Raw genomic sequence first — 14,068 nt, 5'->3', positions numbered from 1 at the left:
AATGGAAATGAATATTGACAAAAAAGAATTAGTTGAATTATGTGAAGAATTTATTAATGTACCAAGTCCAGTAAGTTATTATGAAGAAGTTGGTGCTTTATTAGAAAAAAAAGCAGCTGAATTTGGTTATGAAGTGACTTATGATCGTAAAAGAACAGCTTACATTACTTTAGAAGGTGAAGATAATTCTAAAACAGTATGTATGGGTGCTCACTTAGATACAATTGGTTTAGTTATTCGTCATATTGATGATAACGGTCATTTAATTGTAAGACAATTAGGTGGCGTTAACTACCATAGTATGGAAGGTGAAGGCGTTACTATTATTACAAGAGATGGACGTAAATATAGAGGTATGGTTATTTGTAAAGCTCACTCAGTTCATGTATTTGAAGATGCTAGAACAATGCCAAGAGATGAAGACCATATGGAAGTTATCTTACATGAAGATGTTCATTCTAAAGAAGAAGTTATGGCTTTAGGTATTGATCATGGTGATGTGATCTCTGTAGATCCTCATTTTGAATATACACCATCAGGATATGTTGTTTCGCGTTATATTGATGATAAAGCTGCTGTTGCTGCTTTAATTGAAGTAATGGCTTACTTCAAAAGAAATAACTTAAAACCAAAATATCGTACATTATTAGCTTTCCCAATTTATGAAGAAATCGGACATGGTGGAGCTTATGTACCAGAAGAAGTAGAAGAATATGTTGCTTTAGATATTGGATTAATTGGGCCTGATTATCATGCTGATGAAAAAACAGTAAGTATCTGTGCTAAAGATAACTATTCTCCATATGATAGAGAACTTACTACAAGAATTATCAACCAAGCTAAAAAAACAAACTTAAATTATTGTGTTGATGTTTTCTTCCATTATGGAACAGACGCTAATGCTGCAATTCGTGCAGGTAATAATGTTTATGCTGCAGCATTTGGTATGGCTGTGATCAATTCACATGGTAAAGAACGTTGTCATATTGATTCAATCGTAGATACAACAAAACTTGCGATTGCATATGCCTTAGATTTATAAAAAAGCGGAGCTTTTGCTCCCTTTTTAAATGATTGATAACTGTATACAATATACAATTTTAATGGAATATACGTAAAAAAATCCCTTTATTTGCTTAGAATGTATTTACAATAATACACATGAAATGTATAATTGTATACAATCGTAATAAGGGGGACGTAGAATAATGAATTTAGCGTATAAAATCTTAAGTGCTAAACTTAAAAGTGGTGAGTTAGTCGCTGGTCAACAAATAGGGATTCAAATTGATCAAACATTAACTCAAGATTCAACAGGGACAATGGCTTATTTACAATTAGAGGCAATGGGAATTGAACATGTAGCGGTTGAAAAGGCAGTTGCATATATTGATCATAATATGTTACAAACAGGATTTGAAAACATGGATGATCATGAGTTTATTCGTAGTGTAGCAAAAAAACACGGAATTACTTTTTCTAAACCAGGAAATGGTGTTTGCCATCAATTGCAATTAGAAAACTTTGCAAAACCAGGAAAAACATTAGTAGGTTCTGATTCACATACACCAACATGTGGTGCGATGGGAATGATTGCTATTGGGGCAGGAGGATTAGATGTCGCTGTAGCAATGGCAACAGGTACATATTATTTACAATGTCCAAGTGTTGTTAAAGTAAATTTAGTGGGTAAAAAAGCAAAATGGGCTTCGGCTAAAGATGTTATTTTATATATTTTACAACAATTATCTGTCAAAGGTGGAGTCAATAAGATTATTGAATACACTGGAGAAGGTTTAAAAGAATTATCATTAACAGATCGTGCAACTATTTGCAATATGGGTGCTGAATTAGGAGCAACGACTTCTGTCTTTCCAACAGATGAAATTACTAAAGAATATTTAATTCAACAAGGAAGAGAAGAAGATTATGTTGAATTAAAAGCAGATGAAGATGCTACATATGATGAAGAAATCACCGTTGATTTATCAAAATTAGTACCATTAACTGCTAAACCACATAGTCCAGATGCTGTTGTACCAGTAAGTGAATTAAGAGGAATGAAAATCAATCAAGTAGTGATTGGTTCATGTACAAACTCATCACTTCCAGATATGTTAAAAGCAGCTAAAATCTTAAAAGGAAGAAGAGTAGCAACTCATGTATCACTTGTTATTGCTCCAGGTTCTTCTAGTATTCTAGCAATGCTTTCTAAATGTGGAGCTTTAGCGGATATGATTGCCTCTGGGGCAAGAATTCTTGAATGTGGTTGTGGACCATGCATCGGTATGGGGCAAGCACCACTTTCTAAAGGTGTTTCACTTAGAACTATCAACCGTAACTTTAAAGGACGTTCAGGAACAAATGATGCTAGTGTTTATTTAGTATCACCTGAAGTTGCTGCTTTAAGTGCAATCAAAGGATATTTAACGGATGAATTTGAAGATGATATGTATTTAGACGATATTGAAAATACACCATTTGTGAAGAATAAGAATTTCTTTATTGATGAATATGATCCTCAAAATGAAGTTTATATGGGACCAAATATTAAACCAGTTCCTCGAGGAGATAAATTACCAGATACATTTAAAGGTAAAGTATGTTTAAAAGTAGGAGATAATATTTCTACAGATCATATTGTGCCATCTGATTCTAAATTACTCCCATATAGAAGTAATGTGCCACATCTTGCTAAATTCTCTTTCTGTAAAGTAGATGATCAATTCTATAATAGATGCATTGAAAATGGTGGAGGATTTATTGTTGGTGGAGATAACTATGGTCAAGGTTCTTCACGTGAACATGCAGCCCTTGTTCCTAATTATTTAAAGATCAAAGCAATTTTTGCTATTTCATTTGCAAGAATTCATCGTTCGAACTTAATTAATAATGGTATTTTACCACTTGTTATTAATCAAAAAGATTACGATTTCTTTAATGATCAAGATGAATATGAATTAATTTATTTATTAGATAGTGTTGAAAGTAATAAAGATATTACTGTTATCAATAAAACAAATAATCAAACAATTACCGCAAAATTAAAATTATCACCAAGAGAAAAAACAATGATTCAATATGGTGGTCTATTAAATGCAATTAAAGAATTAGGAGGTGACTTTTAATGAAAGCAGTATTAATTCCAGGTGATGGAATTGGAAAAGAAATTTCACAAAGTGTTGTTGACATTACAAAAGCTATGAATTTAGATATTGAATGGGTAGAATATCAAGCAGGTGCAGAATATGCTGCTAAAACAAAAGAAGTCTTTGAACCAGGACTTGTAGATGCTATTAAAGAATATAAATGGGCATTAAAAGGTCCAACAGCAACACCTATTGGTACAGGATTTAGAAGTGTCAATGTTGCTTTAAGACAAAAATTTGCGACATATGCTAATGTTAGACCAATTCGTTCTTTTAAAGGAATTGATTCTAAATATGAAAATATTGATTTAGTTATGATTCGTGAAAATACCGAAGATCTTTATAAAGGTATTGAATATATGGTGGGTGATGATGTTGCTCATGGTATTAAATTAATTACTAGAGAAGCAAGTGAAAAAATTTGTCGTTATGCTTTTGAATATGCAAAAGCAAATGGTAGAAAAAAAGTCACAGCCATTCATAAAGCGAATATTATGAAATTTACAGATGGATTATTCTTAGAATGTTTTAGAAATGTAGGTAAAGATTATCCAGAAATAAAAAAACAAGAAGTAATCATTGATAATATGTGTATGCAGCTTGTTTTAAGACCAGAAACATTTGATGTATTGGTTGCTCCTAATTTATATGGAGATATTGTTTCTGATTTATGTGCAGGTTTAGTAGGTGGATTAGGATTTGCTCCTAGTGGAAATATTGGAGATGAATACCGTATTTATGAAGCTGTTCATGGTAGTGCTCCTGATATTGCAGGACAAGGCATTGCCAATCCAAGTGCTCTTCTTTTAGCGTTTGCGTTAATGTTAGAAGCCTTAGGACAAAATGATCAAGCAAATAGACTACGTGATGCACTTTCAAAAGTCGTAGAAGAGGGAAAAATTGTAACGCGTGATATTGGTGGACATGCTTCTACAAAGGAATTCACGCAAGCAATTATAGATAGGTTATAGTATGAAAAAAAATATTTTAGAAAATGCAGGACATGGTTCCTTAGGACATCGTATCTTTTGTATTTTAAGAGATAAGATTTTAAATGAAGAATATGAAAAAGGACAAAAATTAAATGAAGTTGTTCTTTCTAAAGAACTAAATATTTCTAGAACACCTATTAGAGAAGCTTTAAAACAATTAGAGTTAGAAGGATTAGTTAAAAGTATTCCTAATAAAGGAGTTTATGTATTAGGTTTTTCATCAAGAGATATTGATGATATGTTAGAAATTCGTGTTGTTTTAGAAAGTTTATCTGTACAACTTGCTATTGATCGTGTTACTCAAGAAGAATTAGATAGAATTAAAGAAATCTATGATTTATTAGAATTCTATGCTGAAAAAAATGATCAAGAAAGATTTACAGAAGTAAACATTGATTTCCATGAAGCTATTTATAGAGCAACTCATTCACAATATTTTGAACAATTATTGTCAGATATTAACTATTATATTCATGTTACTTCCAGACATTCAATTAAACAACCAAATCGTTTAATTGAGGCAGCACAAGAACATAAAGAAATTTATGAAGCGATTGTAAAGAAAGATAAAGCACTTGCAAAAGCAAATGTAGAAAAACATATTAGAAAAACACAATCATTGGTAAGAAATTACTATGATGAAAAAGACGAAGCAACAGAAGAATAGCGCGAGAGAGGGCAACCTCTCTTTTTTATAAATTGTAATTCTTAAAAAATGTGTTATTTTAAGAAACTGAAAAAAGGAGATGATGTTTTGAATACGTTTAAAGAAAGAAGTAATTATCTAAAAGCAATCGCATTGATGTCAATCTTTACTTTTATTTTTCTAGGAATAGAGTATTTATTTGTTGACATGATTTCTCTTTTAGTTTCTGAAAATAGAGTTGTTTTATCACAAAATTATGTATTAGGAATGAGTTATCTAGGATTTATTTTATATCCCTTATATAATCGTTATTTTAAAGGATTATCTCGTAAAATATGTATCGTAATCAGTACCACTATTATTGGACTGATTACCATTTTTTATTTACATCCAATCTATCCTCTTACACTTATAACGGGACTTGTCTTATTTCTTTTTTTAGGAGGGTTAGGTAGTATTACTTCTTCATCATATTGGAATAAACGCTATGGTAGCCAAAAAGGAAGCGGGGGAAATCTTATTGATTTCTTTAAAGAAAATACAAAATATGTCTATAGTATATATCTTAAATTAAATGATAAAGGATATAATGAAAATTACTATTTTGATAAAAATACAAAGCTAATCATTAATGGAAAAACAATTGATCTTCCTCTTGAGTCAATAAATGTTGATGAATTAGAAGGAGGTACTATTTGGTATTCTAACGTTTTAGAAATGACCCCAGAATTACAAAACATTAAAATAGAAACATCACAAGAAACGAAAAAAGAAAATACAAATACAAAAGTAAAAACAGGCGATCATACCAAGTATATGGTCTATATGGGATTAATATGGTTAAGCTTATTAGGTGCTTATTGTATTATTATGAAAAACTATATTCATTAACCATACAGAAATCATGGTACAGTTTCTTTTTTTTTTGACAAAGTGTTATAATAAAAATCGAATTGGGAGGAGAGTTATGGAAAGAAAAGAGTTTTCAATTGCACGTTTTTTAAGTTCAAAAAGTCGATTTGATAATATTGTATTATTAGAAGGCTTTATTGTTGGTATATTAGCAGGGGTTGTGGCAGTTATTTATAGATTGATGTTATCTTATGGTGAAAAGATTGCCTATTTTGTTGTCGATTATATTAAAAATAATACATTTCATTTATGTATTTGGATCATTTGTATTTTAATGATTGGTTTTATTATTTCTAAATTATTAAAATATGAATCTTATATTTCAGGAAGTGGAATTCCACAGGTAGAAGCTGAAATGATTGATCAAATAGACGAAAAATGGTATAAGGTCATCCTTGCTAAAATGATAGCAGGAACACTTTCAATAGTTGGCGGTTTATCTCTTGGTAGAGAAGGGCCAAGTATTCAATTAGGAGCTATGATTGGAAAAGGACTAGCTTCTGTATTTAAAAGAATGAAATTAGAAGAAAAGTATCTTTTGACATGTGGGGCAGCAGCAGGGCTTTCGGCTGCATTTAATGCACCATTAGCTGGTGTCTTGTTTGCCTTAGAAGAAATTCATAAAAACTTTTCACCACTTGCCTTAGTAACTGTTATGGTTGCTTCACTTACAGGAGATTTTATTAGTAAAAATATTTTTGGGATGACACCATCTCTTTATTTTCCACTTGTTGAAAGTTTGCCTTTAGGTCAATATGGATTTTTAATCATCTTAGGAATTATTGCAGGTTTATTAGGTGTGCTTTATAATAAAACAACAATGTTTGATATAAAAACTTTATGATAAAATCACTTTTTTAAAGAATAATCAAAAGATTTATATTCCTTTAATTATTTCTATTGGATTTATGATTTTCTATCCAGATGTTTTATGTGGAGGACATCATATTATTGATTTACTTCATGAAGGAAATTATGTTTTAAGTTCTGTTTTATTGCTCTTGGCTATGAAGTTTATTTTTTCATTGATTTCTTTTGGATCAGGAGCTCCTGGAGGTATTTTCTTTCCACTATTAGTTCTTGGAAGTTTAATAGGTTGTGGATATGCTCTTGTTGTTACAACTTATTGTGGTGTACCAGCTATGTATTTTAATAACTTTATAGTTGTAGCGATGGCAGGACTTTTTGCAAGTATTGTTCGTGCACCGATTACAGGCATTGTTTTAATTGCTGAAATGTGTGGTAGTTTATCACAATTTTTACCAATTGCTGTATGTAGTTTTGTCGGCTATATTGTAGCAAATATGCTAAGATGTGAACCTATTTATCATAGTTTATTAAACCGTATGATCAAAAATGGCAATCATGAAATTTCACTTGAAGAAAAAGAAATTCTTCATTATTCAATTGAACTTGGTTCATGTTGTTTAGATCAACCAATTAAAGATTTAGGCTTACCGAAAGAATGTGTCATTATTTCAATTAATCGAGGAATTGAAGAAATTGTTCCTCGTGGGGATACCGTTTTACATTTAGGAGATCATCTGACAATCTTAGTGAATAAAGAAAATAGAGAAGTAACAAAAGATATTTTACATAAATTCTTTACATTAGAAATATAGGTGATGATATGTTTAGAAAAATGAGAAAAAAAAACAAGAGCTAACCGAAAAACAATGTTTAGATATTTTAAGACGTGCCAAAACAGCCACGCTTGCTTTATCAGGGGATGATGGTTATCCTTATTCAGTACCGATGAATTTTGTTTATGAAGATGGAAAAATCTATTTTCATGGTGCTAAAGAAGGACATAAAATAGATGCTATTAAGAATAATCCGAAAGTATCAATGAGTATTATTGATCAAGAAGATGTCATTGAAGAAGAATTAACAACCTATTTTAGAAGTGTCATTCTTTTTGGAAAAGCAAGAATCTTATAAGAAGATGATGAAATCTATCATGCGATTGAAACATTAGGTTTGAAATATAATGAAGATGAAGTTACTGTTGAAAAAGAAATACAAAGAGAATGGAAAGCTCTTTGTTGCATAGAAATTACTATTGAACATATTTCAGGAAAACAAGCAATTGAACTTGTTAATAAAAACTATCAAGATCTGTTTTAGATTCTTGATAGTTTTTTTGTAAGGACATTGTCCTTATTTTTTTAATGTCTTAATAGTATCAATCAGTTCAACATCTAAAGAAGAAAGATAATTGAAGGCTTGTTGATAGATATCGTCTTTTAAAAGGGCATCAGGGCTATGGGCATCAAAACCAATGATGGCTTTATTTTGATATTTACTAGCAATTTTCCAAAAAGATTCATTAGGATAATGTCTACCAGACATAAACCCTAAAAGATTAAATTCTAAAGGCATATCTTTTTCTTTAGCATAATCACATAAACGTGACATTTCTTCTTGATAAAGTTTTGAATCTTTATCATAGTAAACAAGATCAGGATGAGCTATATAACTATAAAGACCTGTATCGATTGCTTTAATACAATGATCTACATAAGCTTTTAAATAGTATTCATTGACAGGACTTCCAAAGTATTGATGAAGTTCATCTGTTTCATAGTAATGATTTCCTAAAATAATGTAATCAATTTGTTTATCTTTTAACATCTTTTCAAGCCAAGGCATATATCTTTCAAAATATTCACATTCTAATCCAATTAAAATAGAAATTTGATCTTTATATTTTTCTTTAAGATAACGAATGCTTTCAATATAATCATCTAATTGACTTTCAGGCATACGCATTGTTGCTTTAAAAGAAGAATCATAATGCCAAGGTGTATGATCAGAAAATCCTAATTCTTTGATGCCAGCTTTAATAGCTGCTTTTACATATTCTTCATCTTTTCCACTAGCGTGATAGCATCTCGTGGTATGGGTATGATAATTATTTTTATTCATGGTTTCACCTCGAAAATATTATAATACAAAAAAAGGAATATACAAATGTATATTCCAAGCCATTATTATAATCCAAGTTTCGCTTTCATAGCAGCTAATTCATCTTCAACAGAAGCGTCACTACCGTTTGATGTATACTTATCAGCAAGAGTAGAAGCAGCACTTGTATGAGCGTTTAATTCTGCTTCAGCAGTTGCAGCATCTAACATTTTTTCAGCTTTCTTTTCATAGCGTTCAAATGATTCCATAGAAGATTTTGCTTTATCTCCACCAGAAACAATTTTATTAATATGTTCTTGAGCTTTAGCAGAAGCAACTGTTGCTTTAATAGCATCTCTTCTTGCTTCTAATGTTTCGATATCGTTTACTAATTTATCATGCATTTGACGCATTTTATCAGCATTGGCATGAGTAAGTTCTTGTGTTTTTTTGTATGAAACAAGATTGCTTTCATATTGTTGTTTTTTAGCAATCAATGTTCTTGCATCATCTTCATTACCTGCTTTTAATGCATTTTGTGCAGCAGTTGTATATTTAGTGATCTCTTCTACACATTCTTTAACTTGTCGATCAGCACTTTTAGCATCAGCAATAATGTTTGCTGTTTCTTTTTTGACTTCAGCAAGATCTTCTCTTAAATCTCTTAATGTTTGATCAATCATTTTTGCTGGATCTTCACATTTGTCTAATAAAGCATTAATGTTACTTTTCATGATGTCTGTAAATCTTGTTAAAATTCCCATAATTATTCTTTCCCTTCTTCATTTAAGTATTTATCTCTTAAATCATCAGATTTATCAAGAGGTGTTTTTAAAATTTCAATTGTTTCTTTTGCTTTTTCTTTATCACGTTTGAATTTCATACGTAAAATATAAATAATTCCACCGATAACAATGACAATACCTACAATAATACAAATAATTTTAATAATATCATTAGAAGTTGTTGATTTTTCCATAATCGTATCTGCTGTTGAATTAAAGGTCTTTGTAAATACCTCTACTGTAGAAAGTGAATCATCTGTCCAATAACGATCTATGTAGTTCCAAAAAATATTAACAGCTTCACCATCCATTACCGAAGTTACCTGTTTCCCGTTAACATAAGCCATATAACCTATTTCATTAGGATCTTGATCTTCATAGTAAACAAATAAGAAAGTATCTTCATTATCAATGTTTTGTTCATACCAGCTTTGTGCATAATCATCTTTTTGACTATCACTTGTAAGTGTTTCATCATAGCTCTTTAAATAAATATAAGGTTGAATTCCTGTTTTGTTGTAAAAGTTTTTAAGATTCTTTGAAAGTTTCCCTTGATTTTCAATATATCCTAATTCATCTCTGATACAGTTATTGTCATAAGCAACAGGATTTTCAATCTTTTCCCTATTAATTGTTGATGCGACGTCACTATCATCACTAGCAATCATAAAAAAGCTAAAAATAACAACTGCGAAAACAATTACACAAGCAATCAAAGTTCCTAAACCACTTGATGAACTTGTATAAACATTTCTTCGATAGCCATGGTAACCATGGTAGCCTCCTCTTGGTGGTGGGGGTTGACGATGATAACCTCCACCAAATCCATGCGATGAACTTCTACTTCTTGTTGGTCTGCTTGAACTACCTACATGATGTCCACCACCTACACGACCACTTGAATGTCCTCCAGATGAACGATGACCTCCTCCACTAGTTCCAGGTCTTGGCATACTTTCACCTCTCTTTCTTTATTGAGTTTTATTATAAATATTATACATGAATCTTTTTAGAAAAGATATATTATAAAGATTTTAGTTCAATAAATGATAAAAAGAATAAATATAAAAAAGTATGTAATATTTATTGACATATAGGTTAGCCTATGCTAACATATAGTTGTAGTTAGCGAGGGATAACTCACAGAAAGGTTGAAGAGCTATGAAAAAGAAATTCAAGCGCAGCTTGATGGCTCTTGCTTTACAAATTAGTGTCATCGTTGCTGCAATACTATTCGTTTAATTGTCTTATGATTTATTTAACTTAAATTAGCCAAATTCCTTTTTCCTATCATAAGATTATTAAGGGAAGCAAAAGTTTGGTAAGATCACTTACCTTTTTTTGTTTATAAAATAAAAACTCTTCCTAGGAAGAGTTATTTTTGTTTCATGTGTTCTTTGATTTTATTCATTGTTTCATCAGAGATTACATGTTCAATTCGACATGCATCATTAACAGCGGTATCGTGGCAAACACCAATACTTTCAAAAAATGAAGATAATGTGTCATGACGATCATAAATTGTGTTTGCTACTTCGGCACCTTTATCAGTTAATTCGATATAACCTTTACTATCTACGATAATATATTCATCTTTTTTTAATAAACCAATAGCACGAGAAACACTCGGTTTGGAATAATTAAGTTCTCTTGCAATATCAATAGAACGAACATCTTTATTCTTTTTCGATAAGACGAGAATCGTTTCTAAATACATTTCTCCTGATTCTTGTAAATTCATGCGCATCACCTCTTACTGTATTATATCATATTTTAACCGAGATAAGCAATGAATAAGCACGTTGTAAATTGTTGAAAGAGGGTTGACATCTATTTTAAAATGAAGTATATTCTATTTGAAGTTAGAGAAGTCTAACTATATTTTATGTCTTATAGTTAGCGAATACTAATCAAATTAGCATAACCTAATGTGGTTAGCGAGGACAAATTCTTGAGGAGGTAAGTAAGATGCCGTTAACAATGTTAAACATAGGAGAAACCGGTAAAATCAAAAGAATTGGTGGGAACGAAGAAACGAGAAGATTTTTAAATAATCTTGGTTTTGTTGTTGGCACTGAAGTTTCTGTTGTTTCGGCAATCGGGGGAAATGTGATTGTTAATATCAAGGATTCTCGCGTTGCTATTAATGAAGATATGGCAAAACGTATCATGGTGTAGAAAAGGGGGAAGTGTTGTGAAACTTAATGAAGTAGAAGTTGGTAGCACTGTCACTGTTAAGAAAATTGAAGGTGATGGAGCTTACAAAAGACGTATTATGGATATGGGTATCACTAAAGGGGTAGAATTATATATTAGAAAAGTTGCTCCTCTTGGAGATCCTGTTGAAATTACTGTAAGAGGTTATGAATTATCAGTTAGAAAAAACGATGCACAATGTGTTGAAGTTGAATAACGGAGGGGAAAGTTAAAAATGAATATTAAATTTGCGCTTGCAGGTAACCCTAACTGTGGTAAAACAACAATGTTTAACGCATTAACAGGTGCTAATCAATATGTTGGTAACTGGCCAGGTGTTACTGTAGAAAAGAAGGAAGGAAAAGTAAAAGGAAACAAAGAAGATAATATTACTGTTGTTGACTTACCAGGTATTTATTCTTTATCTCCTTATACATTAGAAGAAGTTGTCAGCCGTGATTTTCTTTTAAATGAAGATCCAGATGTCATCATTGACTTAGTTGACGCTACTAATATTGAAAGAAACTTATATTTAACAACTCAATTAATTGAAACTGGGGTTCCAGTAGTTGTTGCTTTAAATATGGCGGACTTAATTGAAAAAAGAGGTTTAAAAATTGACACTAAACGTTTATCAATGGTATTAGGATGTCCTATTATTGAAACTTCTGCTTTAAAAGGAACAGGTTTAAAAGAATTAATTGCTGAAGCTGTTAAAGTTGCTAAACAAGGTGAACATCAATTACCAGGAGCTATTTTCAGTGAAAAACTTGAAAAAGCAATTGATACTGTTGTTCCTACTTTATCTGAAACAATTGCTGCTAACAAAAAAAGATGGTATGCTGTTAAAGTTTTAGAAAATGATGAAAAAGTAATGAATCATATTGTTTTAGATGCTCAAGCTAAAACTACTATTGATGCATTAAGAAAAGATTTAGAAACTGAATTAGATGACGATATGGAAAGTATTGTTACTGATGGTCGTTATACTTATATTCAAAAAATAATTTCAACAACTGTTGAAAAACCAAAAGAAAAATTAACAATTTCTGACAAAATTGATAAAATTGTAACAAACAGATTCTTAGGAATTCCTATTTTCTTATTAATCATGTATATTGTTTACTATATTTCAGTTACAACTGTTGGGACATTCGTTACTGACTGGACAAATGATGTCTTTGTTGTAGCTATTCAAGATGCTGTATCTGGATTCTTAAGTTCAGTTGGAGCAAGTGGTTTATTATCTGCTGTTATCGTTGATGGTATCATCGGTGGTGTTGGTGCAGTTATCGGATTCGCACCTCAAATGGCAATCTTATTCTTATTCTTATCAATCTTAGAAGATTGTGGTTACATGGTTCGTATTGCATTCGTCATGGACAGAGTATTTAGATATTTCGGTTTATCTGGAAAAAGCTTTATTCCATTATTAATTGGTTCTGGTTGTGGTGTTCCTGCTATTATGGCATCTAAAACAATCGAACAAGATAATGATAGACGTTTAACTATTATGACTGCTACATTTATTCCTTGTGGTGCAAAATTACCTGTTATCGCTTTATTAGGTGGAGTTATGGCTGGTAAAGTTGCTGGTTGGGAAGCTGGAGGAATGATTGCTCCTGCAATGTATTTCTTAGGTATTGTTGCTGTATTAGTTTCTGCTATTATCTTAAAGAAAACAAAACCATTCTCTGGTAAACCTGCTCCATTCGTAATGGAATTACCAGAATATCATATTCCTAGTGTTAAAACTGTATTATTACACGTATGGGAAAGATTAAAAGCATTCTTAATTAAAGCTGGTACAATTTTAGTTGTTGCTTGTATCGTTATTTGGTTCTTATCTACATTCGGATTTGAAGGTGGATCATTTGGTATGGTTGATGATACTGCTAATAGTTTAATCGCTGTTATTGGTAATGTTATTGCTCCAATCTTTGCTCCACTTGGATTTGGTAACTGGCAATCAGTTGCTTCATCATTAACTGGATTCTCAGCTAAAGAAGCAATCGTTTCTACAATGGGTGTATTAGCTAATGTTGCTGGAGATACTGAAGATGCTGTTAACGTTGCTGCTGGTGTAGCTCAATGGTTCCCAACTGCAATGGCTGCATTATCATTCTTAATCTTTAACTTATTAGATTCACCATGTTTAGCTGCTATTTCAACAATGGCTAACGAATTGAATGATAGAAGATGGTTCTGGTTTGCAATTATCTTCCAAAACGTATTTGCTTACGCTGTTTCATTAATGGTATATCAAATTGGTTCATTAGTATTATATGGAACATTTGGATTCTGGACAGTTGTTGCATTCGTTGTTCTTGCATTCATGTTATATATGTTATTTAGACCTGATCCATATAAAGATCAAAAAGTTTATTCTACAAGATCAGTTGAAGCATAATAAAATCCGGAATTACTGAAGTGAACTGAAAAAGTTGGACAACTTAGGAGGTTCACTTTTTATTATGGCTA

Annotated in this window: 14 protein-coding genes and 1 pseudogene; 11 read left to right on the top strand and 4 right to left on the bottom strand. The window is 31.2% G+C overall.

The window, feature by feature from the left end; all coding sequences use genetic code 11:
- Position 1: 1 nt before the first annotated feature.
- The 8 genes and pseudogenes from HUU89_RS11180 to HUU89_RS15465 all read left to right on the top strand — a co-directional run bounded on the left by HUU89_RS11180 (position 2) and on the right by HUU89_RS15465 (position 7,826).
- Complete coding sequence (locus tag HUU89_RS11180; protein WP_032089615.1) at positions 2-1,042, top strand: M42 family metallopeptidase; 1,041 nt, start codon at positions 2-4, stop codon at positions 1,040-1,042.
- 166 nt (positions 1,043-1,208) lie between these two features.
- Positions 1,209-3,128, top strand: coding sequence for an aconitate hydratase (locus tag HUU89_RS11175; RefSeq protein ID WP_175301791.1), 1,920 nt, complete (start codon positions 1,209-1,211; stop codon positions 3,126-3,128).
- A complete protein-coding gene (locus HUU89_RS11170; protein WP_175301790.1) occupies positions 3,128-4,120 on the top strand; it encodes an isocitrate/isopropylmalate dehydrogenase family protein in 993 nt (330 codons plus the stop codon). The genes HUU89_RS11175 and HUU89_RS11170 overlap by 1 nt, the downstream gene beginning before the upstream one ends.
- A gap of 1 nt (position 4,121) precedes the next feature.
- On the top strand, positions 4,122-4,808 hold the full coding sequence (locus HUU89_RS11165; RefSeq protein WP_032089618.1) for a GntR family transcriptional regulator: 687 nt from the start codon (positions 4,122-4,124) through the stop codon (positions 4,806-4,808).
- Positions 4,809-4,895: 87 nt separating this feature from the next.
- Positions 4,896-5,678 (top strand): hypothetical protein, encoded by a 783-nt coding sequence (locus HUU89_RS11160; RefSeq protein WP_175301789.1) that lies wholly within the window; start codon positions 4,896-4,898, stop codon positions 5,676-5,678.
- 76 nt (positions 5,679-5,754) lie between these two features.
- Positions 5,755-6,543, top strand: a complete 789-nt coding sequence (locus HUU89_RS15100) for a chloride channel protein (RefSeq protein ID WP_254697766.1) — start codon at positions 5,755-5,757, stop codon at positions 6,541-6,543.
- 64 nt (positions 6,544-6,607) lie between these two features.
- Complete coding sequence (locus HUU89_RS15095) at positions 6,608-7,321, top strand: chloride channel protein (protein WP_254697765.1); 714 nt, start codon at positions 6,608-6,610, stop codon at positions 7,319-7,321.
- Between the two features lie 8 nt (positions 7,322-7,329).
- Positions 7,330-7,826 (top strand): annotated as a pseudogene (locus tag HUU89_RS15465) (pyridoxamine 5'-phosphate oxidase family protein).
- 33 nt (positions 7,827-7,859) lie between these two features.
- Here HUU89_RS15465 and HUU89_RS11145 read toward each other — a convergent pair.
- The 4 genes from HUU89_RS11145 to HUU89_RS11130 form a co-directional block, all read right to left on the bottom strand.
- Entirely contained in the window at positions 7,860-8,627 is a 768-nt protein-coding gene (locus HUU89_RS11145) for a histidinol-phosphatase (protein ID WP_175301788.1), read from the bottom strand.
- Between the two features lie 65 nt (positions 8,628-8,692).
- The gene (locus HUU89_RS11140) at positions 8,693-9,370 is read right to left on the bottom strand and encodes a PspA/IM30 family protein (protein ID WP_175301787.1); all 678 of its coding nucleotides are present in this window, start codon (positions 9,368-9,370) and stop codon (positions 8,693-8,695) included.
- A gap of 2 nt (positions 9,371-9,372) precedes the next feature.
- Entirely contained in the window at positions 9,373-10,344 is a 972-nt protein-coding gene (locus tag HUU89_RS11135; protein ID WP_175301786.1) for a hypothetical protein, read from the bottom strand.
- Between the two features lie 422 nt (positions 10,345-10,766).
- The gene (locus HUU89_RS11130; protein WP_032089624.1) at positions 10,767-11,132 is read right to left on the bottom strand and encodes a metal-dependent transcriptional regulator; all 366 of its coding nucleotides are present in this window, start codon (positions 11,130-11,132) and stop codon (positions 10,767-10,769) included.
- A gap of 227 nt (positions 11,133-11,359) precedes the next feature.
- Here HUU89_RS11130 and HUU89_RS11125 point away from each other — a divergent pair, with 227 nt between their 5' ends.
- From HUU89_RS11125 to feoB, 3 genes are read left to right on the top strand one after another with little or no spacing between them, the layout of a single operon-like run.
- Positions 11,360-11,569, top strand: a complete 210-nt coding sequence (locus HUU89_RS11125) for a ferrous iron transport protein A (protein WP_048924941.1) — start codon at positions 11,360-11,362, stop codon at positions 11,567-11,569.
- A 16-nt stretch (positions 11,570-11,585) separates the two neighbouring features.
- Entirely contained in the window at positions 11,586-11,804 is a 219-nt protein-coding gene (locus tag HUU89_RS11120; RefSeq protein ID WP_022000741.1) for a ferrous iron transport protein A, read from the top strand.
- Between the two features lie 18 nt (positions 11,805-11,822).
- Positions 11,823-13,997 carry a ferrous iron transport protein B gene (gene feoB / locus HUU89_RS11115; protein ID WP_175301785.1) on the top strand — a complete coding sequence of 725 codons (2,175 nt, stop codon included), beginning with the start codon at positions 11,823-11,825 and terminating at the stop codon, positions 13,995-13,997.
- Positions 13,998-14,068: the final 71 nt, after the last annotated feature.

The organism is Faecalibacillus sp. H12 (genome assembly GCF_013361255.1).
In the GTDB taxonomy this organism is placed as follows: Bacteria; Bacillota_I; Bacilli_A; order Erysipelotrichales; family Coprobacillaceae; genus Faecalibacillus; species Faecalibacillus intestinalis.
The sequence above is the reverse complement of the archived record's forward strand: the minus strand, read 5'-3'. Positions and strand labels throughout refer to the sequence as shown.